The organism is Streptomyces pratensis (assembly GCF_016804005.1).
GTDB lineage: Bacteria > Actinomycetota > Actinomycetes > Streptomycetales > Streptomycetaceae > Streptomyces > Streptomyces pratensis_A.
Genome location: NZ_CP051486.1, coordinates 829,759 through 854,387, shown reverse-complemented (window position 1 = coordinate 854,387; position 24,629 = coordinate 829,759). Strand labels below are relative to the sequence as shown.

Below are 24,629 nucleotides of genomic sequence, written 5' to 3'. Positions count from 1 at the left end.
TCACCGCTGCCCGCCACCCGTCTGCGTGCCCACATTCCTCGAGTCCGTTCGAGCCCGTGCGGCAACGGCGCGTCCGCTCCGAGGATGGTCATGCCTCCCACCGCTCCCCCGATACGCGCGGAGTTCGACCCGTGCGCCACGATCCCCTCCCTGGCCGATCTGCGGGCGGCCCTGCGCGACGACGACTGGGGGACCGTCGAGGCGTACTTCGACTTCCTCGACCACGAGGACGACCGCGCGGTCGCAGCCGGGGTCGTCGACCGGATGAGCACCTCCCAGCGGTTCCTGGAGAGGGCGGTGGCCGCGCAGCCGCGCTCGGCACTCGCCCGTACCCTGCTCGCCCGGCGCTACATCGTCATCGGCTGGGACATCCGCAGTGCGTACACCGCCGAACACGTCTCGGCCGAGCAGTTCCAGCAGTTCCACGCGTGGCTGCGGCGCGCGGAGCAGCTGCTCATCGACGTATGCGCCGAGCACCCCACCTACGCGATGGCCTGGGCGGCCCGGCTGACCACCGCGCGGGGGCTCGGACTCGGGCTGAGCGAGGTGCGGCGGCGTCACGAGCGGCTGGCCGAGCACCATCCGCACCACATCGCCGGGCAGTCCTCGCTGCTCCAGCGGTTGTGCCCCAAGTGGGGCGGGAGCTGGGAGGAAGCCCACGCGTTCGTCCACGCCTGCCTGGAGTCGGCTCCTCCCGGCAGTCATGCGGGCCGGCTCGTCGCCGAGGTGCACCTGGAACGCTGGCTGGACGACTCCGACGAGGGCCACAGCGATTACCTGCGCTCGGGGCGGGTCCGGGACGAGATCCTGGCCGCCGCCGCCCGGTCCGTACAGCATCCGGACTACCGGCCCGGCTTCGACTGGATCGGCGACCACAACACGTTCGCGGGGGCGCTCTGCCTGGGCGGCCACCACCGCGAGGCCGCGCCGTTCTTCCGCACCCTCGGCAACAAGGCCACCGCTTCGCCGTGGGAACACGTCGGCGACAAAGAGGTCCAATTCCTCAAGCACCGCAGAACCGCGCTGGCGAAGGGCTGAACCGATGTCCCAGGAAACCCAGGGGTCCGGCCCCACCACCACGGCCCACATCCACCGGACCGAGGTCGACGGCATCCGCACCGTGCACGCCGCCTCCTCCGGGCCGGTGACGGCAGGCCTCTTCTTCCGGGTCGGCGTCGCCGACGAGACGCTCGCCACCACGGGCATCACGCACCTCGTCGAACACCTCGCCCTGCACCGTCACGGCCTGTCCGACCTGCACTACAACGGCGCCACCGCCGCCACGTACACCCTCTTCCACGCCACCGGCACGCCCGTTGAGGTCGTCGCCTACCTCAACGGCGTCTGCGCGGCCCTGCGTGACCTGCCGCTGGAGCGGCTGGAGACCGAGCGCGAGATCCTGCGCACCGAGGCGGCGGGCCGCAGCCGACGCCCCGGCCACCAGCTGCCCCTGTGGCGCTACGGCGCCCAGGGTCACGGGCTCAGCAGCTACGGCGAGCACGGCACCTGGCATCTGACGGCCGACGACGTACGCGACTGGGCGCGCACCCGGTTCACCCGTGACAACGCGGTCCTGTGGATCACCAGCGACACCGTGCCCGAAGGCCTGGACCTCACCCTCCCGGCGGGCACTCCGTACCCCCTGCCCGCCCCGACCTCGGCCCTTCCCGTCACCCCGGCGTACATCGCCGGCGGCAGCGGTGGTGTGGTCATGGACGGCGTCGTCCGGCGCTCGACGGCCGCCTCCCTCCTCACCGAGGTGCTCAGCCGCGCGCTCTTCACGGACCTGCGGCAGAAGGGCGGTTACTCCTACACCGCGGACGCCCACTACAGCCCACGCGACAACGACTTCGCGACGGTCACGGCGTTCGCCGACGCGCTCCCGCAGAAGCAGGACGCGGTGGTCGGCGGCTTCGTCGACGTCGTGGCCCGGCTGCGCGCCGGCTCCGTCGAACAGTCGGAACTCGACTCGGCACGGACCAGGATCCTCAAGCAGTACGACACCCCGGACGTCGCGGCCACCCAACTGCCCTCGCTCGCACTGGACCTGCTGACTGGGCACCCCCACCTCACCGAGGCCGAACACCGGGCCGAACTCGCCGCAGTCACCCTCGACGACCTGCGCGAGGCCGCCCGCGAACTGCACTCCACGGCCCTGCTCCAGGTCCCCGGCCGGGGCGCGGAGTGGGCGGGTTTCACGGCGGCGCCGCAGTGGTCGCCGGCCACCCCGACGGCCTCGGGCACCCGGCACCGCTCCCTGGAGGACGGCTCCACCGTGCTGACCGTGGGCACCGACGCGGTGTCCCTGACCACACCCGCAGGCCACGTCGTCATCCGCTACGACGCCTGCGCCGCCCTCCTCGTCCACCCCGACGGCGGCCGGCACCTCACCGGCCTGGACGGCTTCCTGATCAGAGTGGAGCCCACCCTCTACAAGGGCCTCACCCCGGACCGCACAGCCGTCATCGACGCCGCCGTACCGCCCGCCGCGGTCATCCGCATGCCGCCCCGCGACCCGGACGACATCCCCCGCCCGGAAGGCCGCAGCAGGGTACGCCGCACGGCCTCCTCCCGGCTGGGCGCACTCTTCGGACGGCGGAGGGGCTGACCGCCCTCGGACGGCGGAGGGGCTGACCGCGAAGACCGGCGCGGTCCCGGCGGGGCGGTCTACGCTCTCGGACCATGACGCCACCCGAGTGTTATGCGTGCGACAAGGAAGCACAGTTCGACACGCTCCCGCCCCGGGAGCGCGTGGTCCACGACCGGTACTGGAGGGTGGCCCACGCCTTCGACACGGCGGTCCCGGGCTGGCTGGTGCTGCTGCCCCGTCGCCATGTCACGGCCGTCCACGACCTCACGGACGCCGAGGCCTCCTCACTCGGGTCATGGCAGGTCGGCCTCTCCCGGGCGCTCCGTGAGGTGACCGGCTGCGACAAGACCTACGTCGTGCAGTTCGCCGAGGCCGAGGGCTTCGCCCACGTGCACTTCCACATCGTGCCGCGCACGGCGGACCTGCCGCAGGAGCGACGCGGGCCGGGGATCTTCGGGCTGCTCCGGGCCCCGGAGTCCGAGCGGGTGACTGCGGAGCAGGCGGACCGGACGGCCCTGGCGCTCCGGGCCCGGCTCGGCGGGCGTCCGGGCGGGGTGTGAGGTCCGGAGCCCAGCTGCCGTGCCGTCGCCCCGCCCCCAGGCGGCGGGACGCCGGCACGGCCATGCTCAGCGCACGTCGACGTAGTCGCCGGCGGCGGTGGCGGTGCCCGAGGTGGACGAACCTCCGAACGTCCAGCGCCAGTAGCCGTCGACAGATGCCTTGACGGTGGTCTTCAGCGCGCCCGTGCTCGACGACGTGGCCGTCTTGACGGTGGAGTAGACGGAGCTGCCCTTCTTACGGAACTGCAGGCTGACCGTCTTGCCGGCGTATCCGGTGTACGTGTGCTTCACCCAGTCCGCCCGCTTGAGGCTGCCGGTGACGGTGATCGCCTTGCCCTTCGTCACCGGCTCGGGCGAGGCGTTGACCGTGGCCTTGGCCCAGCGCTTGACCTTCACGGCGCCGGGGACGGTGATGGCCTGCTCCGCCTTGAGCCCGCCGCTGGGCTTCCAGAGCTGCGTCAGGACGCCGATCTTCCAGGTGGTGGCGTCGTTGTTCGAGTCGAGGTCGTAGCGCGGATCGATGTACAGGCTTCCCTCGCAGTCCGCGATCTGAAGGCTCGTCTCGTAACAGGTGTAGCCCGAGCGGAGACCCCCGCTCACCGCACCCTTGGCCGCGGTGGTGCCGTGGTAGAGGAACGGGCTCGCACTCCACCCGAACCAGTCGGCCGTGGTGTAGCCAGGGGGAAGGGTGACCCGGAAGGTGAGAGACGGTTCCTTCACGTCGGAGGTGCCCACGATGATGGACTTGCCTCCGTTGACCACGACCCGGGAAACCTTGATCCCGGTGTCCGCGGCCTGTGCCGCGGGAGCCGCGAACGCCGAGAGGGCGAGTGCCCCGATGACTACGCCCGCAGCGCCGGTTCTGCCACTTGTCTTCAATGTGCACCTCATGGGTCATGCAGGAATGGGACCCCACCGGCTGACCGGCTGTCACCGGCCACAGGCGGCGGGGCAGGTTACCGACTGGGCGGATGCAAGCACCCGGCGGGGTGATCGTCACCGTCACCCCGTCCGCCCTGGGCGGCATCCGCTACGACGTCTGCTCGACCCCGTTGAGCACCAGTTCGGCGTGGGCGTTGTGCGGGTTCGGGTCGTAGGGGGTCTGCCATTCGGAGGCCTGGAGCGTGACGGCACCGGTGGCGTTCGGGACCACCCGGTCGACGTGCAGCTCGAAGGGGAGCTGGGTCCGGTCCGTGGGGGCGGCCCAGTTCCGGAGTTCGCACCGGTACGCGGAGGATCCCCACGCCCAGCAGTTCTCCGGCGCCGAGACGACCGTTGCGCCCTCGGGCACCGTCAGGGTGACCGTGGCGACCGCGTCACCGTTGCCGATGTTGGCGAACCAGGCGGGGCCGTGGTTACGGAACCCGATGGTGGCAGTGACGGTCTCCCCCGCCGCGCCGGTGACCACGTCGCCCTGGACGGCGAAGTCGGCCGTGTTCTCCACGGTGACCGGCACGCTGATGATGTTGTCCTCGGTGTTCTGGTCCTGCGTGCCGTCGAGTGGCTGGATCCTGACATCGAGCCGTTCGAGCAGGGCGTGGGGCGCCGCGGTGAGGCGCAGTGGCTCCGGCAGGGTGACGGCTGCGCCCGGCTCCACGACGGTGTCGAACGTGCAGTCCAGGAAACCGCCCGGCATGTCCTCGGTGTCCAGGGCAGGCGGGCTCCAGGCGCAGTCCGGATGTTCCGGGTAGGCGGCGGCGAACTCCAGGCCGTAGGTGTTCCATACCTGGAGACGGACACCCTCCGCTGCCGCGTCGCCGTTGTTGGTGACCGTTACGGGTACGGTCACGAGGGTGCCGGGGGCGACCGGGTCCACGAGCACCGGCTCGGTCAGGCTCAGGTCCGGTGAGGGTGGCGAAGGCACGGACTCGACCTTCACCGGCGTGCTGCCCCAGTAGGTGTTCAGCACACCGTCCGGGCCGTCGGTCTCCGCCTGTGCATGGTGGCCGATGCTCAGCTCCGCACCGGCCGGGGCACCCTCCACGGTCCGGAGCCCGAAGGTGAACTGGGGCCCGTCGTAGGTGCCGCCGATGTCGCCCACCTCGTAGACGTCGCACACGGCTCTGGTGTCGGACGCGGCCAGGAAGCAGTTGTCCGGCACCGAAACCTCGGCCACGCCCGCCAGCTCCGACAGGTCGAGGGTGAGCACGCCGTTGGCGACGTGGTAATCGCCGTTGTCGTGATAGATGCCGAACGAGATTTCCTGGTACGAGCCCGGCTCAACGGCCAGTGTCACCCCCTCCGGGGACTGGACCCACAGCGTGTCGCTCGCGGCGGAGGCCGGCGTGGTGCCGAGCACGGTGGCACTCAGCGCCGTTGCAGCGACGAGCGCGTACGCGCCCAGCTGTCGCCTTCGGCCGGTGGCGGATCTCATGTCGACTCCCAGGTTGTACGGAGGCCAGTCCCTGCGACGGCACCAGGGGCGCCGCCGAGAGTGATCGTTTCCGCTGTTGGACCCTGAAGGGCTGCCAAAGGTTGCGCGATGCGTCAGGTTCGCGTGAACGGCGTGGTCGGCAGCCACTGCCGGCAGCCCTCTCGCCGGTCAGGGCGCGGACGGCGGCCACGCGGAGTGCGACAGGGCTGCGGCCGGTGCCGACGAGGTGATCGGCAGGCAGCAGGGCGGTGGCGCTCGCGCCGTATGTGGATACGGGACATGGCCAGGCCGTGCACAGAACACGTGGGGTCGGACACGTGCGGCGCTGCCCGCGTGCCCCACGTGACCGACCCCACCCCCCACTCCGTTAAAACTCCCGCAACAATGAGTACGTGATCACCTCGCCCGCACGGAGCCCCCGACGCACCGAGCACGCGCCGACGCCCTACGTCGACCTGACCCGGGCGGAGTGGAGCGCCCTGCGTGACAAGACCCCGCTGCCGCTGACCGCCGAGGAGGTCGAGAAGCTGAGAGGGCTCGGCGACGTCATCGACCTCGACGAGGTCCGGGACGTCTACCTGCCGCTGTCCCGGCTGCTCAACCTCTACGTCCAGGCCACCTCCGGCCTGCGCGGCGCCCTGAACACCTTCCTGGGTGACGCGGGCAACGGACACGGCGAACAGCGCGGCACCCCGTTCGTCATAGGGGTCGCCGGAAGCGTCGCCGTGGGCAAGTCCACCACTGCCCGCATCCTTCAGGCGCTGCTGGCGCGCTGGCCGGAGCACCCCCGGGTGGAGCTGGTCACGACCGACGGGTTCCTGCTGCCGATGAAGGAGCTCCAGTCGCGGGGCCTGATGTCCCGCAAGGGGTTCCCCGAGTCGTACGACCGGCGGGCGCTGACCCGGTTCGTCGCCGACATCAAGGCCGGCAAGGACGAGGTGACGGCTCCCGTCTACTCGCACCTGATCTACGACATCGTGCCGGGCGAGCGGCTCACCGTGCGCCGCCCCGACATCCTGATCGTCGAGGGACTGAACGTGCTGCAGCCCGCGCTGCCCGGCAAGGACGGCCGGACCAGGGTCGGGCTCGCGGACTACTTCGACTTCAGCGTCTACGTCGACGCCCGCGCCGAGGACATCGAGACCTGGTACCTCCACCGCTTCCGCAGGCTGCGTGAGACGGCGTTCCAGAACCCGTTCTCGTACTTCCGCAAGTACACACAGGTCTCCGAGGAGGAGGCGCTGGACTACGCGCGCACCATGTGGCGGACCATCAACAAGCCCAATCTTCTGGAGAACGTGGCGCCGACGCGCGGCCGTGCCACTCTGGTGCTGCGCAAGGGGCCGGACCACAAGGTCCAGCGTCTGTCACTGCGCAAGCTCTGACTCCGGAAAGGGTGCACAGTGCTGCATCTGCGCCTCATCGTGCCCGCCGACCGCACCGACGAGGTGGTCGGGCTGATCGGGCGGACCGTGGGCACCGCGCATCTGGTGGTGCTCGCGGGTGCGGCCCGGAGCCCGGTCGGCGATGTGGTCCTGTGCGACGTGGCGCGCGAGGCGGGCGACGAACTGATCGGTGCGCTGCGGGAGATGGGCATCGACAGTTCCGGCTCGATCACCGCCGAGAACATGGATCTCACGCTCTCCGAGCACGCCGACGAGGCCGAGCGGGCGGCGCCGGGTGAGGGCGCGGACGCCGTACTCTGGGAAGAGCTGAGCGAGGTGACCCACGAGGAGTCCACCTTCAGCGTCACCTATGTGGCCTTCCTCGCCATCGCGACGATGCTCGCCGCGTGCGGGGTGATGCTGGACAACGCGGTCCTGATCGTGGGCGCCATGGCGGTGGGCCCGGAGTTCGGCCCGCTGGCCGGGATCTCGACGGCGCTGGTGCAGCGCGAGCCCCGGCTGGTCGCCCGTTCGCTGTGGGCACTGGTGGGCGGCTTCGCCGTGGCCATGGTGCTCACGGCGGGCTTCGCCTGGCTGATGGACGCGTTCGGGCTGTTCACCGCCGACATGGTCTCGGCGGAGCGGCCCAATACCGGCTTCATCTGGCACCCGGACTGGATGTCGTTCGTGGTGGCGCTCCTGGCGGGCATCGCGGGGACGCTCTCGCTGACGTCGGCGAAGTCGGGGGCGCTGATCGGCGTGGCGATCTCGGTGACCACGGTGCCCGCGGCCGCCAACGCCGCGGTCGCCTTCAGCTACCAGGACCTGGAGCAGACCTGGGGGTCGTCGGCGCAGCTGCTGGCCAACCTGGCCGGCATCGTCCTGGCGGGGACGCTGACGCTCCTGATTCAGAAGGCTCTGTGGAACGTCAGGCGCCGGACGGCTCCGGCGAACCGACGGGCGGCGGACGCTCCCAGGTGAACCGGGGGGCCCGGTCCGAGGTGTGACGGCCCGGCGATGTCACGTCCGAGGTGTGACGGCCCGGCGATGTCACGTCCGAGGTGTGACGGCCCGGCGATGTCACGTCCGAGGTGTGTGACGGCCCGGCAATCTCCCTGATGCTGAAACTGCCGTACACCGCACAAGCGGGACCGGCACCGCCGATGACACGATCCGGGGCATGAACGATGCCCGGGAAGTGATCTGCCGCCCCCTCAGGAGAAGCGCCCTGTGGTACTTCGTCGGGCTCGGGGCTGCCGGGGCCGTCCTGGCCGCGGTGCGCGCGGTGTACCTGGGCGGGCTCCTGGACCTGTGGGTGGCCGGTGGCCTGCTGCTCGCGCTGCTGGGCCTCGTCTGCCTGTACGCGGCGACCGCCCGGGTGAGCGCGGACGCCTACGGCCTGCGCTCCCGGACGCTGCTGCGCCGCCGGAACGTGCCGTGGTCCGGCATCGCCGACCTCCGCACGTACGTCCAGTACGGGCGGAACCAGGACATCCACCGTGTCAGCGTGCTGCTGCGCGACGGACGCACCCGGCGGCTTCCCCTGCCGTTCAGCGGGTCCATCGACGACCGCCCGGCTTTCGACGCCAAGCTGGACGCGCTCCGCGCGCTGCACCGCCGTCACGGAGACCCGGAGTCGAGCCATGTCCTGGTCATCTCTCGCCGCAGCGCCGGGCGGGGCGCGGCCCTGTCGTCGGTCCTGTTCGTGCTGCTGCTCGCCGGCGCCGGCCTGGCCGCGTATGTCGTGCCGGTCTTCGCGTCGAAGGAACAGGCGTGGACGTCGGCCGTCCCCTGCACCGCCGGCACTCCTGCCACGGAGCGCGGGGAGTGCCTGAGCACCCGGGGCGCGGCGATCTCGGGCACGGAGGTCGGCCGGGGGAAGCAGAGCAGCTGGCTGTACTTCGCCGACGGCCGCCCCCTGGAGCGCCTCAGGGTCTCGAAGGAGGGCGCTCGGGGGTTCCACGCCGGGGACCGTGTCGAACTGACCGTGTGGCGGGGCCAGGTGAGGGAGGTCACCGGGGAACACCATGTGTGGCGGGCACACTTCACCGGCGCGGGAGACGTGGCCGTCGTCGCGGCGGGATGCGCCCTCGCCGCGGGCTACCCCGGCGCCCGGCTGCTGCTGCGCCGGCGCGGGCGCCGGCTGCGGGACGACGAGGTGCTCCCCTCGTCCCTGCCGTTCGCGGGCGCGCTCGTCGGTACGGCGGTGTGGCTGCTGCCGCTCTGCTACCTCCACCCGACGGACCTGCTCGGCTCTCCGGTGTCCCTGGTGTGGGCGTGCTCGGGCGCGGTGGCCACGCTGGGGATGTCCACGTGGGCCTGGCACGCCACCCGCGTACGTACTCCCGGGGTCCCGGCGGCGACCGATGGAGAGGTCTCGGTTGGGAAGGCGGACCGGTTCCTGGCCGCCCGCTTCCTCGAACACACCGAATACAACCCGAACGGCTTCGGCACCCACATCGTTCTGGGGGACGGTCCGCCGGCGGTGACACCGCACCCCGGCCCGGGCCGTTTCGCGGCGAGACGGATCCCGGTGGATCGGCTCACCGTCACGAACGTACGGCATGTCAGGGGCAGTGACGGCGACACCGTCCACCGGAGCTGGCACATCGCCGAACTCGACGACGGGGGCGAACCTGTCCGCCTCGCCGCCGCCCCGGCCGATCTGACCCGCATCATCCGCGAGCTGGAGCACGACCGCCGGGAGGCGGAAACCGGACGGGCCCAGCCGTGAGGCCGGGCCCGTCCGGGAGGTGAGAGCCCGTCCCGGAGCCGAAGGCGCGTCCGGGAGTCGAGGGCGTGTACGCGAGTCGAGGGCGCGTCAGCCGAGCGCGGACTTGACCACGTCGGCCAGCTGGCCGGCCGTGGCGCGCGCCTGTTCGAGGTCTGCGGCCTCGACCATGACCCGTACGAGCGGCTCGGTGCCGGACTTGCGCAGGAGCACTCGCCCGGTGTCACCCAGCTCGCGCTCGGCCAGGGTCACCGCGGCGGCCAGCTCGGGCGAGGTGTCCACGCGGGACTTGTCGACGTCCGGCACGTTGATGAGGACCTGCGGGAGGCGCTGCATCACTCCCGCGAGGTCGGCGAGCGTACGTCCGGTCGCGGCGACCCGGGCCGCGAGCATCAGCCCGGTGAGTGTGCCGTCACCCGTGGTGGCGTGGTCCAGGACGATGACGTGCCCGGACTGCTCGCCGCCCAGCGCGAAGCCTTCGGCCTTCATCGACTCCAGGACGTAGCGGTCACCGACGGCGGTCTGGACGAGCTTGATGCCCTCGCGCTCCATCGCCATCTTGAAGCCGAGGTTCGACATGACCGTGCCGACGACGGTGTCCTTGCGCAGGTGGCCGGCCTCGCGCATGGCGAGGGCGAGCACGGCCAGGATCTGGTCGCCGTCGATCTCCTCGCCGGCCGCGTCCACGGCCAGGCAGCGGTCCGCGTCGCCGTCGTGCGCGATGCCGAGGTCGGCGCCGTGCTCGACGACGGCGGCACGCAGCAGCTCCAGGTGGGTGGAGCCGCAGCCGTCGTTGATGTTCAGGCCGTCCGGTTCGGCACCGATGGTGACGACCTCGGCCCCGGCCCGGGCGAACGCCTCGGGCGAGACGCGGGCGGCGGCACCGTGTGCCTCGTCGAGGACGACCTTCAGTCCGTCGAGCCGGTTCGGGAGGACACCGATGAGGTGGGCGACGTAACGGTCGAAGCCCTCCGTGTAGTCGGTGACCCGGCCCACGCCGGCGCCCGTCGGACGGGCCCAGGGCTCGCCGGTGCGGTGCTGCTCGTAGACCGTCTCGATGCGGTCCTCCAGCTCGTCGGCGAGCTTGTGACCGCCGCGGGCGAAGAACTTGATGCCGTTGTCCGGCATGGCGTTGTGGCTGGCGGAGAGCATGACACCGATGTCGGCGCCGAGCGAGCCGGTGAGGTAGGCGACGGCCGGGGTGGGCAGCACCCCGACCCGCAGCACGTCGACGCCTGCGCTGGCCAGGCCCGCCACCACGGCGGCCTCCAGGAACTCTCCGGAAGCGCGGGGATCGCGGCCCACCACAGCGGTCGGCCGATGGCCCTCGAAGGTGCCCGCCTCGGCCAGTACGTGCGCCGCCGCGACCGAGAGCCCGAGCGCGAGCTCGGCCGTCAGGTCCGCATTGGCGACACCGCGCACGCCGTCCGTGCCGAAGAGTCGTCCCACTGGTGTCCTCCGAAAGTGCTCCGAAACCACAAAACCAAAGTAAACAAAACAGGGCAAAGCGAGGCAAGGCACAGCAAAGAAGGGCGCGCCCGAGGCTGCCGACCCTATAAACGTGCAAACGTCTTAAGCCGTTATACGCCCGCGAGGGCTGATAAACGAACGCCCCAGCAGCACGGTGTGTGCCGCCGGGGCGAACGTGTAAAGCGGACGAGCAGGCGATATTTAGCGCTTGCTGTACTGCGGGGCCTTACGGGCCTTCTTGAGACCGGCCTTCTTGCGCTCGACCGCACGGTCGTCGCGGGAGAGGAAGCCGGCCTTCTTGAGCGCGGCGCGGTTGTTGTCCACGTCCGCCTCGTTCAGCGCGCGGGCCACGCCGAGGCGCAGGGCGCCGGCCTGACCGGAGACGCCGCCACCCGAGATGCGGGCGATGACGTCGTAGCGGCCGTCGAGCTCGAGCACCTTGAAGGGCTCGTTGACTTCCTGCTGGTGCACCTTGTTGGGGAAGTAGTCCTCAAGGGTGCGACCGTTGATCTTCCACTTGCCGGTGCCCGGAACGATCCGGACGCGGGCGATGGCGTTCTTGCGACGGCCAAGGCCGGCCGCGGGCTGCGGGTCGCCGAAGCGGCCTGCGAGCGACTCGGAGGTGTACTCACCCTCGACGGGGACCTCCGACTCGAAGGTGGTCACCTCGGCGAAGGTCTCTTCGCCCTCGGTGCCCTCGACGGGCGTCTCAACAGTGGTCTCGGCCACGATTCTCCTCAGATCTTTCTTTACGTCTTTGGGGGGAGGCCGGAACTACTGCGCGACCTGGGTGATCTCGTACGGGACCGGCTGCTGCGCAGCGTGCGGGTGCTGGTCGCCCGCGTAGACCTTGAGCTTCGAGATCATCTGGCGACCCAGGGTGTTCTTGGGGATCATGCCCTTGATGGCCTTCTCGACGGCCTTCTCGGGGTTCTTCGAGAGCAGCTCGTCGTAACGCACGGAGCGGAGACCGCCCGGGAAGCCGGAGTGGCGGTACGCCATCTTCTGGGTCTTCTTGTTGCCGGAGAGGTGAACCTTCTCGGCGTTGATGATGATGACGAAGTCGCCCATGTCCATGTGGGGGGCGTAGATCGCCTTGTGCTTGCCTCGGAGGAGGTTCGCAGCCGTGGTGGCCAGACGGCCCAGGACGATGTCCTCGGCGTCGATGATGTGCCACTGGCGAGTGACATCGCCGGGCTTGGGGCTGTACGTACGCACTTCGTAGCCTTCGCTTCTTCAGTGGATGAGGTCCAGACACATGGCACCTCTGAAGCGACCATGCAGCTGGGGCCCACAAATGCCGGGAACGCTGCCCGTATGCGAGCCACTGGTAACTGCTCCAGGGAACCTACGTAAGGGCCCTTCGCATGAGAACGACGAAGCCAATACGTAACAACCCCTGACAGTACCCGGCCCGCCCCGGACGGGTCAAAACGCGTCGCCCCTACCGCTGCCGCTGGACCCTGCGCTCGTCCCAGACGGGCTCCGTGGACTCCCGCACCACCCCGTCGGAGCCGAAGACCAGGTAGCGGTCGAAGGACTTCGCGAACCAGCGGTCGTGCGTGACGGCCATGACCGTCCCGTCGTAGACCTCCAGCCCGTCCTGCAGGGCCTCCGCCGATTCCAGGTCCAGGTTGTCCGTCGGCTCGTCCAGCAGCAGCGCGGTCGTGCCGGCCAGTTCGAGCAGCAGGATCTGGAACCGCGCCTGCTGCCCGCCGGACAGCCGCTCGAAGGCCTGGTCGCCCTGGCGCTCCAGCTCGTAGCGCCGCAGCACCGACATGGCGCCCCCGCGGTCCCTGGCGTGCTCCGTCCACAGGATCTCGACGAGCGTCTTGCCCAGCAGCTCGGGATGGGCGTGTGTCTGCGCGAAGTGGCCGGGCACGACCCTCGCCCCGAGCTTCCACTCACCGGTGTGCTCGACGGGCTCTCCCGCCAGCAGCCGCAGGAAGTGTGACTTCCCCGACCCGTTGGAGCCGAGCACGGCGACCCGCTCCCCGTAGTAGATCTCCAGGTCGAACGGCTTCATCAGACCGGTCAGCTCCAGGCCTGTGCACGTCACCGCCCGCACCCCGGTGCGCCCGCCGCGCAGCCGCATCCTGATGTCCTGCTCACGGGGCGGCTCCGGCGGCGGCCCCGCCTCCTCGAACTTCTTGAAGCGGGTCTGCATGGCGTGGTACCGGTTCGCCATGTCGGGGCTGTTCGCCGCCTGCTGCCGCATGCGCAGGACCAGCGCCTTCAGCCGGGCGTGCTCCTCCTCCCAGCGCCGCAGGAGCTCCTCGAAGCGCGCGAACCGCTCCTTGCGGGCCTGGTGGTACGTACCGAATCCGCCGCCGTGCACCCAGACGTCGGAGCCGGCCGGGCTGGGCTCCACACTCACGATCTTCTCGGCGGCCCGCGAGAGCAGCTCCCTGTCGTGGGAGACGAAGAGCACCGTCTTGCGGGTCTCCTTGAGCTTCTCCTCCAGCCACCGCTTGCCGGGGACGTCCAGATAGTTGTCCGGCTCGTCCAGGAGCAGCACCTCGTCCGGGCCCCTGAGCAGTGCCTCCAGGACCAGCCGCTTCTGCTCGCCCCCGCTGAGGGTGCGCACCTCGCGCCACTGCGCCTTCTCGTACGGGACGCCGAGCGCCGCCATGGTGCAGATGTCCCACAGCGTCTCGGCCTCGTAGCCCCGCGCCTCGGCCCAGTCGCTGAGCGCCTGCGCGTACGCCATCTGCGCGGCCTCGTCGTCCACGGTGAGGATGCGTTCCTCGGCCGCGTCGACGGCCCGCGCCGCCTCCCTGATCCGGGGCTGCGCGACGGACACCAGCAGGTCACGGACGGTCCGCTCGTCCCGTACGGAGCCCACGAACTGGGCCATCACGCCGAGCCCGCCGCTCACCGAGACCGAGCCGCCGTGCGGCTGGAGCTCCCCCGCCAGCAGCTTCAGGAGTGTCGTCTTGCCGGCCCCGTTGGCTCCGACGAGGGCCACGACTGCGCCGTCGGCCACCCTGAACGAAGCGTCGCCGAGCAGCACCCGCCCGTCCGGTAGGTAGTACTCCAGGTGGCCCGCTTCAAGATGTCCCATGCACAGCATTGTCACGGCAGGCGAACCGTTGGCCCAACCGGATTACGGTCGGTCTAGGATTCGCCGCATGAGCTTTGGGCAAGGGGGGCCCTCCTGGGGGCCGGGAGAGAGCCGGACTCCGGACTGGGCGGCACTGGCCGACGCGTCAGCCGCACGCGGCAGGCGCAAGAAGTGGCTGATGATCGGCGGCGGGGCACTGGCCACCGCCGTCGTGGGCGCGATCGTCGCCACGGCCGTCATCACGACCGACGGGGGCGGCGCCTCCGGATCGGACAAGAACGCGAGTGAGCTGCCGGCCCCTGCCGACCTGCCCTCGGAGAGCTCGGCACCGGACCCCTCCTTCTCCTCGGTGGCACCGCCGCCCCCGCCGGACCCGAAGGACTACATAGCCGACGAGAAGAAGGACAAGGCCCCGGTCACCGTGGACGCCTTCTTCCCCGGCAGGAAACTGACCATGGGCGACCGCGTCTACGCCAAGGGCGCCACCGCCCGCACGGCGAACTGCGCCACGACGACCCAGGGCGCCCTCGGCCAGATCCTCGACAACAACGGCTGCGACCAGGTCATCCGCGCCACGTACAGCAAGGACGGCATCGCGTTCACCGTGGGACTGGCCGTCTTCGGCACCGAGGCCGAGGCGAAGAAGGCCGCCCAGCAGGCGTCCGGCGGACTCGCCTCACTCAGCGGATCGGGAGTCCCCACCTTCTGCCGCGCCGGGTCCGTCTGCCGTCGCACCGCCAACTCGTACGGCCGCTACGCCTATTTCACGGTCGGCGGCTACACCAGCGGCAAGAACGTGACCACGGAGTCCAAGGACGTGTACACGGTCGGTGACGACCTGACCGAGTTCACCTTCCGCCAGATCCGCCACCGCGGCGAGGTACAGGCGTCGGCGGCCGCGGGGCTCCCGGCCACCTGACGGCCGGCGCTCCGCCGCGCCGAGCTCTCCCCCCACGCACCAGCCCCGTCCCTCCCCTCGAACGAGGACCCGCCGTCGTGCGTCTGACCACCCTCTTCACCATCCCGCGCGTCCTGCGCCACAGCGACGCGATAGGCGCCGACCTGCCACCGGACGAAGCAGTGGTCCTCGACGCTCCCGACCCCTCGCTGCGGGTGGCCCTCGCCGCCGCGGCCGCAGGGGACCACATCCCGGCCGCGGAACTGCTCGCCGCCACCCGGGAGCACTCCCAGTGGGAGCGCAGGGACGCCTGCGTCTCCCGCCTCGCGCGGGCGTCGCTGCATCACCCCGGCTGGCTGGACAGCTGGCTGGAGGAGTCCCCGGAGGACCCCGACGCCGTGCTGGTCAAGGCCGACCTGTACATCTGCCAGGCCTGGCAGATACGGACCGGCGCCAGGGCCAGGCACGTCGAGGCCGACCAGTTCCGGGCGTTCCACGCGGTGCTGCGGGACGCGGTTCCGGTGGTCTCCGCCGCCGCCGAGCTCAACCCGTACGACCCGGTCCCGTGGCGCATCGCGCTGACACAGGCCCGTGGCATCCAGGCCCCACGCGAGGTCTTCGACACCTATCTGGCCGAGGCCTGCGCACGCGACCCGCACCACGAGGGCTGCCACGTCCAGGCGCTCCAGTACCTCTGCGACAAGTGGTACGGCTCGCACGAGGAGATGTTCGCCTTCGCGGAGCGCGCGGCCGACCAGGCACCTCCCGGCTCCCGGCTCCACGCCCTGCCCCTCCAGGCGGTCGTGGAGTACCTGATAGCCGACGAGAAGGCCTCCGACCCCGACCACACCCTCCGCGCCGAGGCGGCGGTGACCCGCGCGCAGGCACTGTCGGACAGCTACGCCCCGGGGGACCGGGAGGCCGCGAACTTCCGCAACCACCTGGCCCTCGTCCTGTGGTCGATGAACCGCTACGAGGAGGCCCTCACCGCGTTCCGCAGCATCGGTGTGCACGCCACGACCTTCCCGTGGACCTATTTCGGCGAGGCCCGTGCCGAATTCCTGGAGGCCCGCTCCGACACCCGCGTCGAGCTGGCGATGAAGGTCCCCTTCTTCCGCCCGTCCCCCGCGCCCCCGGCGACCGGCGCGGCCGACTGGGAGCGCGAACTGGCACCCCGGTCGGTCGCCATCGCCTCCACCGGCCCCACCGAGGTGGCCCAGGCAGCCCTGATCTGCGGACACAGCCTGCGGACGGCCCCGGCCGGCAACCGTCACACGTACGTCGAGATCGTCCCTGACCCGGTACGCGGCAGGCGCGCGGCCCTGCTCCCCGAGGACCCGCTGACCTCGGCGGCCGACAACTTCACCACCGCCGAGGACTGGCCGGCCCTGGTCCTGCACCGCACCCCGGAACGCAGCAGCTTCACCCTGCTGCACCGGGGCAAGAAGGTGGCGCATCACTCCTGGGAGACCGCCGCCCCGGCAACCGACCACGCCGAGGCGACCGCGACGGCAGCCGCCCTCGCCCGTGTCTACGGGATCACCGACCCGCGTCCCCTGGCCCACGTCCTGCGGGCAGCCGGCGACCCCGCGCGCCACCAGAGCGAGCTCGTGGCGGCGCTGGGCCTCCCACCGCTGCCCCCGGGGTACGGCGGCGAGCAGGAGATCCTCACGGGACTGCCGGGCGCCCGGGTGCTGGCCCGGCGTGGTTTCCTCGCGGGCATGCGGGACACCATGACCACGAAGGAAGGCGTCCACCCGGGGGCCCGGCCCCAGGACGAACCGCACCCCGCCCGCTGGTGGGTACTGCGCACGGCGGCCCTGCTGTTCTTCACCGCGACGGCGGTCTACGCCTGGTGGACGCCGGACATCGGCTGGTTCCGCTCCACCGTGTCCAGCGCCCTCGCCCTGTACTTCGCGGCGAAGCTGAACCGCGCGCTGCGCCGCAGGCCCGTCAGCAGCAGCCCGCCGCCCCCGGCAGCGTCCTGACGTTCCGGGCCTCCACGGCCCTGGCCGCCAGCAGCGCGTCCGCCGGATAGGCCACTTCCTCCAGCGTCAGCCCGTGCGGCCGCACCACGTGGACCCCCGGGTCCCGCACCTTCGCCGCCAGCACCTCGGCCGGCCACGAGGCCGGCCGGCGTCCGTCCCCCACGAACAGCGCCGCACCGATCAGTGCCCGCACCATGTTGTGGCAGAACGCGTCCGCCTGCACGGTCGCCGTCAGCACACCGGAGTCCGCGTCCCGCACCCAGTGCAGCTTCTGCAGCGTACGGATGGTCGTGGCACCCTCACGCTTCTTGCAGTACGCGGCGAAGTCGTGCTCCCCCACCATCAGGGCGGCGGCCTCGTTCATCGCGTCCAGGTCGAGCGGCCGGTCGTGCCACAGCACATGGCCCCGCAGCAACGGATCCACACCACCCGGCCGGTCCCCCACCCGGTACGCGTACCGACGCCACAACGCGGAGAAGCGCGCGTTGAACCCCGCCGGGGCCTCGGCCGCGCGCCAGATCCGTACATCCAGCGGCAGGCGCCCCGCCATCCGCCGCAGCAGCTTCTCCTCGTGCTCCGCCCACACCTCGGCCGGCAGGTCGACGTGCGCCACCTGCCCGCGCGCGTGCACCCCCGCGTCGGTGCGCCCGGCCACCGTCAGGCCGTACTCCACCGACGACCGCGTCACGGTACGCAGCGCGTCCTCGATCTCGCCCTGCACGGTGCGCCTGCTGGTCTGCTTCGCCCAGCCGGAGAAATCCTTCCCGTCGTAGGAAAGGTCCAGCCGTACCCGTACGAATCCGGGCTCTGCCTCGTCACTCACCCGCAGATCCTCTCAAAACCGAACGGGCCCGCACCGCCCCGAAGGGTGATGCGGGCCCGTACCTGGGTCTCAGAACGCTCAGGCGTCCTTGGACTCCTCAGCGGCGGCGTCGGCCGGCTTGGCGTCCTCGACGGTCTCGGCCGGAGCCTCGTCCTTCTTGAGGGCGTCTTCCTTGACGGCGCGCTTCGTCGCGGCCTCGGCCTCACCGGTGGCCTGCTGGGCCACGGTCAGCGCCTCGACCAGCTCGATGACGGCCATCGGGGCGTTGTCGCCACGACGGTTGCCGATCTTGGTGATGCGGGTGTAACCACCGGGGCGGTTCTCGTACCGCGGGGCGATCTCGGTGAAGAGCGTGTGCACGATGCCCTTGTCCGTGATCGACTGCAGCACCAGGCGACGGTTGTGGATGTCGCCCTTCTTCGCCTTGGTGATGAAACGCTCGGCGACCGGACGCAGGCGGCGGGCCTTGGCCTCGGTCGTGGTGATGCGGCCGTGCTCGAACAGCGACTTCGCGAGGTTGATGAGAAGAAGCTTCTCGTGCGCAGCGCTGCCGCCCAGACGGGCGCCCTTCGCGGGCTTCGGCATGGTGTTTCTCCTTGTGTGCTGCACCGGCCGTATCAGGTACCGGTGTCAGTTCCCGCGAGGCGGCCGCCCCGCGGAAGTCTTTACTTCACAGCGGCCGACGTCCGGCTTCCACCGGCCATCAGCCACATCAAGCCCGTCCGGCGATCGAGGACAAGGCCTGCGCCCCGGCACGGGCACCCGGAGAACCGGGCACCCCGCCGGATGCGACTCAGTACTGCTCGGTCTCCACGAAACCGGCGTCCGCGTCGTCGTCGGCGCCGAAGGCGTCGGCGGCGGCGGTCGGGTCGAAGCCGGGAGGCGAGTCCTTGAGCGCGAGGCCCATACCGGCCAGCTTCGCCTTGACCTCGTCGATCGACTTCGCACCGAAGTTGCGGATGTCGAGCAGGTCCGCCTCGGAGCGGGCCACGAGCTCACCCACGGAGTGGATGCCTTCGCGCTTGAGGCAGTTGTACGAACGGACCGTGAGCTCGAGCTCCTCGATCGGCAGCGCCAGATCGGCGGCGAGCGCGGCGTCCGTCGGGGACGGGCCCATGTCGATGCCCTCGGCGTCGATGTTGAGCTCGCGCGCCAGACCGAACAGCTCGACCAGGGTCTTACCGGCCGACGCCATGGCGTCACGGGGACGCATGGCCTGCTTGGTCTCGACGTCGACGATCAGCTTGTCGAAGTCGGTGCGCTGCTCGACACGGGTCGCCTCGACCTTGTACGTGACCTTGAGCACCGGCGAGTAGATGGAGTCGACCGGGATACGGCCGATCTCCTGGCCCACCTGCTTGTTCTGGACGGCGGAGACGTAGCCGCGACCGCGCTCGACGGTCAGCTCCATCTCCAGCTTGCCCTTGCCGTTGAGCGTGGCCAGGACCAGGTCCGGGTTGTGGACCTCGACACCGGCCGGCGGGGCGATGTCAGCAGCGGTGACCAGGCCGGGACCCTGCTTGCGCAGGTACATCACGACCGGCTCGTCGTGCTCCGAGGAGACGACCAGCTGCTTGATGTTGAGGATGAGGTCGGTCACGTCCTCCTTGACGCCCGGCACGGTGGTGAACTCGTGCAGGACACCGTCGATCCGGATGCTGGTGACAGCGGCACCGGGGATCGAGGAGAGGAGGGTACGACGCAGGGAGTTGCCGAGGGTGTAACCGAAGCCCGGCTCCAGCGGCTCGATCACGAACCGGGAGCGGAACTCGTCGACGACCTCTTCGGTCAGCGACGGACGCTGAGCGATAAGCATGTTGCGATCCTTCAGTCGTGGGCACCCACTATTTGATGCCCGACAGATGAAACAAGGGTACGGGCGGCACGCCCCCGAAGGGACATACCGCCCGGACCCACGCTACTGACGCACGGCCGTCACCGGCCGTGACGGATCAGACGCGGCGACGCTTCGGCGGACGGCAGCCGTTGTGCGGCGTCGGGGTGACGTCCTGGATCGAACCGACCTCGAGGCCCGTGGCCTGGAGGGAACGGATCGCGGTCTCACGGCCGGAGCCGGGACCCTTGACGAAGACGTCGACCTTGCGCATGCCGTGCTCCTGCGCGCGGCGGGCGGCCGACTCGGCGGCCATCTGCGCGGCGAAGGGGGTGGACTTGCGCGAGCCCTTGAAGCCGACGTGGCCGGCGGAGGCCCAGGAGATCACGTTGCCCGAGGGGTCCGTGATCGAGACGATGGTGTTGTTGAACGTGCTCTTGATGTGCGCGTGGCCGTGAGCGACGTTCTTCTTTTCCTTGCGACGCACCTTCTTGGCTGCGCCCTGACGACCCTTGGGGGGCATGTCTTGACTCCAGATGGAGAGGGGAGGTGATCGGTCCTACAGCGAAGACCGCTGGTTTCCGCGAACGTCCGGTGGCCCGGACACCCGCAGTGCGTCCGCTGAGGACTACTTCTTGCCCGGCTTCTTCTTACCGGCGATGGCGCGACGCGGGCCCTTACGGGTACGCGCGTTCGTGCTGGTGCGCTGACCGTGGACCGGCAGACCGCGACGGTGCCGGATGCCCTGGTAGCAGCCGATCTCGATCTTGCGGCGGATGTCGCCCTGGATCTCGCGGCGAAGGTCACCCTCGGTGCGGAGGTTGGCGTCCACGTACTCGCGGATCTTGACCAGGTCCTCTTCGGCCAGGTCACGAACGCGGGTGTTGGGGTTCACGCCGGTGGTGGCGAGGATCTCCTTGGACCGGGTGCGCCCGATACCGAAGACGTAGGTGAGGGCAACCTCCACGCGCTTTTCGCGCGGGATGTCAACACCTGAAACGCGTGCCATTCAATGGCTCCAGTTGTTAAGTCGGGGGTCTTCCGCAGTGCCACTCCCGAACGCCGACCCCGCCCGTGTGGGAAGGGGTGGTACGCCCGGGTCCCCGGCCCCCGCCGGAGGTGTCGTCAGCCGAAGCTTGGACGGGCTCTGCGTATGTACGTTTACGTGCGTCGCGCGAAAAGCTGCGAGATGCAGGTGGTCGTGCGTCAGCCCTGGCGCTGCTTGTGGCGCAGGTTGTCGCAGATGACCATGACCCGGCCGTGACGGCGGATCACCTTGCACTTGTCGCAGATCTTCTTGACGCTCGGCTTGACCTTCATGGGATGTCAGGTTCTCCGGGTCAGTGCCCCTCACCACGCCGAAGCGGGGTGGCGGCAAGATCTACTTGTACCGGTAGACGATCCGGCCACGCGTCAGGTCGTACGGAGAGAGCTCCACGACGACCCGGTCATCCGGAAGGATACGGATGTAGTGCATCCGCATCTTGCCGCTGATGTGCGCGAGGACTTTGTGACCGTTCTGAAGTTCCACCTTGAACATGGCGTTCGGGAGGGACTCGATCACGGTGCCCTCAATTTCGATGGCACCTTGCTTCTTGGCCACGCTTCGCCTTTCGAATCGGCTACCTTGATCGGCTCACGTCGCCGCATGAAGACACACGGATGCACTAGAGCCGACGAGTCAGTCTACGTCAGCGGACCCCAAAAGACGAATCCGTCAAGTTTGCCCACTTCCTCTGATCCTTAGACACAGATCAGACGGGCAGTCGTGCGTCAGGCCGACGGTCTCACGCCGGCCCCTCCCCCCACGCGGCCCTCGCGGGCTCGGCGCCAGGGCGCCTCACAGGCATCGGCCCACCGCGCCGGACTCCGCCCGGCAGCCGGACCTCAGCCCAGCGGGTCCGGCGCCGCCTCGACCCCGTACTGGGCGAGCTTCGCCCGTCCGCAGTCCGGGGCGGTCAGGACCAGCGGGCCCTGTTCCGTGAGGGCGATCGAGTGCTCCCAGTGCGAGGACCAGGTGCCGTCGGTCGTGAGGACGGTCCACTCGTCGGAGAGGACCTTGGTCTGCGCGGTGCCCAGCGAGACCATCGGCTCGATGGCCAGGCATACACCGGGGACCAGCTTGATGCCCTTGCCGCGCTTGCGCGAGACGTAGTTCAGCAGGTGCGGGTCCATGTGCATCTCGGTGCCGATGCCGTGGCCGCCGTAGTCCTCGATGATCCCGTACTTGCCGGTCGCCGGGCGGGGCTGGCGGCGGATGTAGGACTCGATGGCCTTGGAGATGTCGACGAGCCGGTTGTTCACCTTCATCGCGGCGATCCCGGCCCACATGGACTCCTCGGTCACCCGGGAGAGTTCGACGACCTCCGGAGCGTGGCCGGAGCCGACGAAGGCGGTGTACGCCGCGTCGCCGTGCCAGCCGTCGACGATCGCGCCGGCGTCGATCGAGATGATGTCGCCGTCCTTGAGGACCGTCTTCTCGTCCGGGATTCCGTGCACCACGACCTCGTTCACCGAGGTGCAGATGGTCGCGGGAAATCCGCCGTAGCCCAGGAAGTTCGACTTGGCGCCGTGATCGGCGATGACCTTGCGGGCGACCTCGTCCAGGTCCTTCGTGCTGGCGCCCGGGACGGCCGCCTCGCGCGTGGCGGCGTGAATGGCAGCGACCACGAGGCCCGCCTCGCGCATCTTCGCGATCTGCTCGGGGGTCTTGATCTGCACCATTGCTGGGCGCCTTTCTGCCTGCGGAGGGAACGGTCGGTGGCCGTACTCCACGATACGGCGCAAACAGTCGGCCGCGGCGCCCGAGGGCGCCGCGGCCGGCTGCGATGGTGGAACGGGGGCTCAGCCCTCGTCGGACTTCTTGAGGGCCTCCATGGCCCGGTCGGTCACATCGGTGACCTTGCCGAGCGCGGAGATCGTCACCACCAGGCCCTGGGACCGGTAGTAGTCGATGATCGGCTCGGTCTGCGTGTGGTAGACCTCGAGACGGGTACGGACCGTCTCCTCGGTGTCGTCGTCCCGCTGGTACAGCTCACCGCCGCAGGCGTCGCAGACGCCCTCGGCCTTCGGCGGGTTGTACGTCACGTGGAAGACGTGCGCGCTGTCGTTACGGCAGATGCGGCGGCCCGCGATGCGCTTGACCACCTCGTCCTCAGGGACCTCGAGGTCAAGAACCGCGTCCAGCTTGACGCCCTCGCCGAGAAGCATCTCGTCGAGCGCCTCGGCCTGCCCCACATTGCGGGGGAAGCCGTCCAGAAGGAAGCCGTTCTCGGCGTCCGGCTGGGCCATGCGGTCCTTGGCCATCGCGATGGTGACTTCGTCCGGCACCAGCTGTCCCGCGTCCATGTAGGAGCGGGCCTGCTTGCCAAGGTCGGTGCCCTGGCTGATGTTGGCGCGGAAGAGGTCGCCCGTGGAGATGTGCGGAATCGAGAGATTCCTGGCAAGGAACGCAGCCTGCGTTCCCTTGCCGGCACCGGGCGGCCCGACGAGGACGATTCGCATCAGCGGAGGAACCCTTCGTAATTGCGCTGCTGGAGCTGACTCTCGATCTGCTTCACGGTCTCCAGACCCACACCCACGATGATCAGGATGCTCGTGCCACCGAACGGGAAGTTCTGATTAGCACCGCCGAAGCCTGCCAACGCCATCGTCGGCACCAGAGCGATCAGACCCAGGTACAGCGAGCCCGGCCAAGTGATCCGGTTGAGCACGTAGCTCAGATACTCGGCAGTAGGTCGACCTGCCCGGATACCCGGGATGAAGCCACCATACTTCTTCATGTTGTCGGCGACTTCCTCGGGGTTGAACGAGATCGCCACATAGAAGAATGCGAAGAACACGATCAGAAGGAAGTACGTCGCGATGTAGTACGGGTGGTCGCCCTTGACGAAGTGGTCCTGAATCCAGGTCGCCCAGCCCGCGGTGGAACTGGAGAACTGAACGATTAGAGCAGGGATGTAGAGCAGCGAAGAAGCGAAGATGACGGGAATCACACCCGCCTGGTTCACCTTCAGCGGGATGTAAGTGGACGTACCGCCGTACGACCGGCGTCCGATCATCCGCTTCGCGTACTGCACGGGAACCCGGCGCTGGGCCTGCTCGACGAAGACGACGAGGCCGACCATCACGAAGCCGATGAGGATGACCGTGATGAACTCGATCCAGCCGTCGGCCAGCTTGCCGCTCTCCTTGATGGCCCACAGGGCGCCGGGGAAGCTGGCGGCGATCGAGATGAACATCAGGATCGACATGCCGTTGCCGATGCCGCGGTCGGTGATGAGCTCACCGAGCCACATGACGGCGGCCGTACCCGCGGTCATGGTGATCACCATGACGACGGTCGTGAAGATCGACTGGTTCGGGACGATCTGGTCGGCGACGGGGCAGCCGCTGAACAGCGCGCCGCTGCGGGCGGTTGCCACCAGACCGGTGCCCTGGAGGATGGCGAGCGCGACGGTCAGATAACGCGTGTACTGCGTGATCTTGGCCGTCCCCGACTGCCCCTCCTTCTTGAGGGCCTCGAGGCGGGGGATGACGACGGTCAGCAGCTGAAGAATGATGCTGGCCGTGATGTACGGCATGATTCCGAGCGCGAAGATCGTGATCTGCAGCAGTGCACCACCGCTGAACATGTTCACCAGACCGAACAGGCTGTTGTTGCCCTTGCTGGCCTGATCAACACAAATCTGGACGTTCTCGTAGCTCACCCCCGGTACGGGAATGTGCGCACCGAGACGGTAGAGCACGATGATGCCGAGCGTGAAGAGCAGCTTCTTGCGCAGGTCGGGCGTCTTGAACGCCCGGGCGAACGCGGTGAGCACGGTGCCTCCTGCGACCCCCGCGCAAAAGCGTGAGGTGACGGTCTTGAGGATCGACGGTTACGTAACAGCCAAAGGACCCCGGGCTCTTG

Annotated in this window: 24 protein-coding genes; 8 read left to right on the top strand and 16 right to left on the bottom strand. The window is 69.6% G+C overall.

All coding sequences use genetic code 11. The annotated features are described in order from the left end of the window. The first annotated feature begins 90 nt into the window (after window positions 1-90). From HED23_RS03850 to HED23_RS03840, 3 genes are all read left to right on the top strand, one after another. Window positions 91-1,038 carry a hypothetical protein gene (locus HED23_RS03850; protein ID WP_203182010.1) on the top strand — a complete coding sequence of 316 codons (948 nt, stop codon included), beginning with the start codon at window positions 91-93 and terminating at the stop codon, window positions 1,036-1,038. 4 nt (window positions 1,039-1,042) lie between these two features. Then, complete coding sequence (locus HED23_RS03845) at window positions 1,043-2,608, top strand: M16 family metallopeptidase (RefSeq protein WP_203182009.1); 1,566 nt, start codon at window positions 1,043-1,045, stop codon at window positions 2,606-2,608. A gap of 74 nt (window positions 2,609-2,682) precedes the next feature. Continuing rightward, window positions 2,683-3,150 carry an HIT family protein gene (locus tag HED23_RS03840; RefSeq protein WP_203182008.1) on the top strand — a complete coding sequence of 156 codons (468 nt, stop codon included), beginning with the start codon at window positions 2,683-2,685 and terminating at the stop codon, window positions 3,148-3,150. A 66-nt stretch (window positions 3,151-3,216) separates the two neighbouring features. Here the strand turns inward: HED23_RS03840 and HED23_RS03835 are convergent, their stop codons facing one another. Further along, complete coding sequence (locus HED23_RS03835; protein WP_203182007.1) at window positions 3,217-4,041, bottom strand: hypothetical protein; 825 nt, start codon at window positions 4,039-4,041, stop codon at window positions 3,217-3,219. 139 nt (window positions 4,042-4,180) lie between these two features. Then, on the bottom strand, window positions 4,181-5,524 hold the full coding sequence (locus tag HED23_RS03830) for a hypothetical protein (protein ID WP_203182006.1): 1,344 nt from the start codon (window positions 5,522-5,524) through the stop codon (window positions 4,181-4,183). 392 nt (window positions 5,525-5,916) lie between these two features. Between HED23_RS03830 and coaA the strand changes: the two genes are divergently transcribed. The 3 genes from coaA to HED23_RS03815 all read left to right on the top strand — a co-directional run bounded on the left by coaA (window position 5,917) and on the right by HED23_RS03815 (window position 9,643). Next, window positions 5,917-6,909 carry a type I pantothenate kinase gene (gene coaA, locus HED23_RS03825; protein ID WP_203182005.1) on the top strand — a complete coding sequence of 331 codons (993 nt, stop codon included), beginning with the start codon at window positions 5,917-5,919 and terminating at the stop codon, window positions 6,907-6,909. Window positions 6,910-6,927: 18 nt separating this feature from the next. Beyond that, on the top strand, window positions 6,928-7,890 hold the full coding sequence (locus tag HED23_RS03820; RefSeq protein WP_203182004.1) for a DUF389 domain-containing protein: 963 nt from the start codon (window positions 6,928-6,930) through the stop codon (window positions 7,888-7,890). Between the two features lie 199 nt (window positions 7,891-8,089). Continuing rightward, window positions 8,090-9,643, top strand: coding sequence for a PH domain-containing protein (locus HED23_RS03815; RefSeq protein ID WP_203182003.1), 1,554 nt, complete (start codon window positions 8,090-8,092; stop codon window positions 9,641-9,643). Between the two features lie 87 nt (window positions 9,644-9,730). Here the strand turns inward: HED23_RS03815 and glmM are convergent, their stop codons facing one another. From glmM to HED23_RS03795, 4 genes are all read right to left on the bottom strand, one after another. Then, window positions 9,731-11,089, bottom strand: coding sequence for a phosphoglucosamine mutase (gene glmM, locus HED23_RS03810; RefSeq protein WP_203182002.1), 1,359 nt, complete (start codon window positions 11,087-11,089; stop codon window positions 9,731-9,733). 222 nt (window positions 11,090-11,311) lie between these two features. Further along, window positions 11,312-11,839 carry a 30S ribosomal protein S9 gene (gene rpsI, locus HED23_RS03805; RefSeq protein ID WP_203182001.1) on the bottom strand — a complete coding sequence of 176 codons (528 nt, stop codon included), beginning with the start codon at window positions 11,837-11,839 and terminating at the stop codon, window positions 11,312-11,314. Window positions 11,840-11,884: 45 nt separating this feature from the next. Next, window positions 11,885-12,328, bottom strand: a complete 444-nt coding sequence (gene rplM / locus HED23_RS03800; RefSeq protein ID WP_014154573.1) for a 50S ribosomal protein L13 — start codon at window positions 12,326-12,328, stop codon at window positions 11,885-11,887. A gap of 226 nt (window positions 12,329-12,554) precedes the next feature. Next, the gene (locus tag HED23_RS03795) at window positions 12,555-14,174 is read right to left on the bottom strand and encodes an ABC-F family ATP-binding cassette domain-containing protein (protein ID WP_203182000.1); all 1,620 of its coding nucleotides are present in this window, start codon (window positions 14,172-14,174) and stop codon (window positions 12,555-12,557) included. A gap of 67 nt (window positions 14,175-14,241) precedes the next feature. Here HED23_RS03795 and HED23_RS03790 point away from each other — a divergent pair, with 67 nt between their 5' ends. Then, entirely contained in the window at window positions 14,242-15,093 is an 852-nt protein-coding gene (locus HED23_RS03790; RefSeq protein ID WP_203181999.1) for a hypothetical protein, read from the top strand. A gap of 77 nt (window positions 15,094-15,170) precedes the next feature. Then, a complete protein-coding gene (locus HED23_RS03785; RefSeq protein ID WP_203181998.1) occupies window positions 15,171-17,060 on the top strand; it encodes a hypothetical protein in 1,890 nt (629 codons plus the stop codon). Here the strand turns inward: HED23_RS03785 and truA are convergent. From truA to secY, 10 genes are all read right to left on the bottom strand, one after another. Then, window positions 17,026-17,883 carry a tRNA pseudouridine(38-40) synthase TruA gene (gene truA, locus HED23_RS03780; RefSeq protein ID WP_203181997.1) on the bottom strand — a complete coding sequence of 286 codons (858 nt, stop codon included), beginning with the start codon at window positions 17,881-17,883 and terminating at the stop codon, window positions 17,026-17,028. The two genes, HED23_RS03785 and truA, sit on opposite strands and share 35 nt — an antisense overlap. A gap of 78 nt (window positions 17,884-17,961) precedes the next feature. Next, a complete protein-coding gene (rplQ, locus tag HED23_RS03775; protein WP_203181996.1) occupies window positions 17,962-18,468 on the bottom strand; it encodes a 50S ribosomal protein L17 in 507 nt (168 codons plus the stop codon). Window positions 18,469-18,676: 208 nt separating this feature from the next. Further along, complete coding sequence (locus tag HED23_RS03770; protein WP_003966937.1) at window positions 18,677-19,699, bottom strand: DNA-directed RNA polymerase subunit alpha; 1,023 nt, start codon at window positions 19,697-19,699, stop codon at window positions 18,677-18,679. Between the two features lie 136 nt (window positions 19,700-19,835). Further along, a complete protein-coding gene (rpsK, locus tag HED23_RS03765) occupies window positions 19,836-20,240 on the bottom strand; it encodes a 30S ribosomal protein S11 (protein WP_003956432.1) in 405 nt (134 codons plus the stop codon). Between the two features lie 105 nt (window positions 20,241-20,345). After that, a complete protein-coding gene (rpsM, locus tag HED23_RS03760; protein WP_014047799.1) occupies window positions 20,346-20,726 on the bottom strand; it encodes a 30S ribosomal protein S13 in 381 nt (126 codons plus the stop codon). A gap of 197 nt (window positions 20,727-20,923) precedes the next feature. Continuing rightward, window positions 20,924-21,037 (bottom strand): 50S ribosomal protein L36, encoded by a 114-nt coding sequence (gene rpmJ / locus HED23_RS03755; protein WP_003956441.1) that lies wholly within the window; start codon window positions 21,035-21,037, stop codon window positions 20,924-20,926. Between the two features lie 61 nt (window positions 21,038-21,098). After that, window positions 21,099-21,320 carry a translation initiation factor IF-1 gene (infA, locus tag HED23_RS03750; protein WP_003956442.1) on the bottom strand — a complete coding sequence of 74 codons (222 nt, stop codon included), beginning with the start codon at window positions 21,318-21,320 and terminating at the stop codon, window positions 21,099-21,101. 284 nt (window positions 21,321-21,604) lie between these two features. Next, on the bottom strand, window positions 21,605-22,441 hold the full coding sequence (map, locus tag HED23_RS03745) for a type I methionyl aminopeptidase (protein WP_203181995.1): 837 nt from the start codon (window positions 22,439-22,441) through the stop codon (window positions 21,605-21,607). Window positions 22,442-22,561: 120 nt separating this feature from the next. Further along, window positions 22,562-23,221 carry an adenylate kinase gene (locus tag HED23_RS03740; protein WP_203181994.1) on the bottom strand — a complete coding sequence of 220 codons (660 nt, stop codon included), beginning with the start codon at window positions 23,219-23,221 and terminating at the stop codon, window positions 22,562-22,564. After that, window positions 23,221-24,540: a preprotein translocase subunit SecY gene (secY, locus tag HED23_RS03735; RefSeq protein WP_203181993.1), complete on the bottom strand. Its 1,320-nt coding sequence runs from the start codon at window positions 24,538-24,540 to the stop codon at window positions 23,221-23,223. The genes HED23_RS03740 and secY overlap by 1 nt, the downstream gene beginning before the upstream one ends. Window positions 24,541-24,629: the final 89 nt, after the last annotated feature.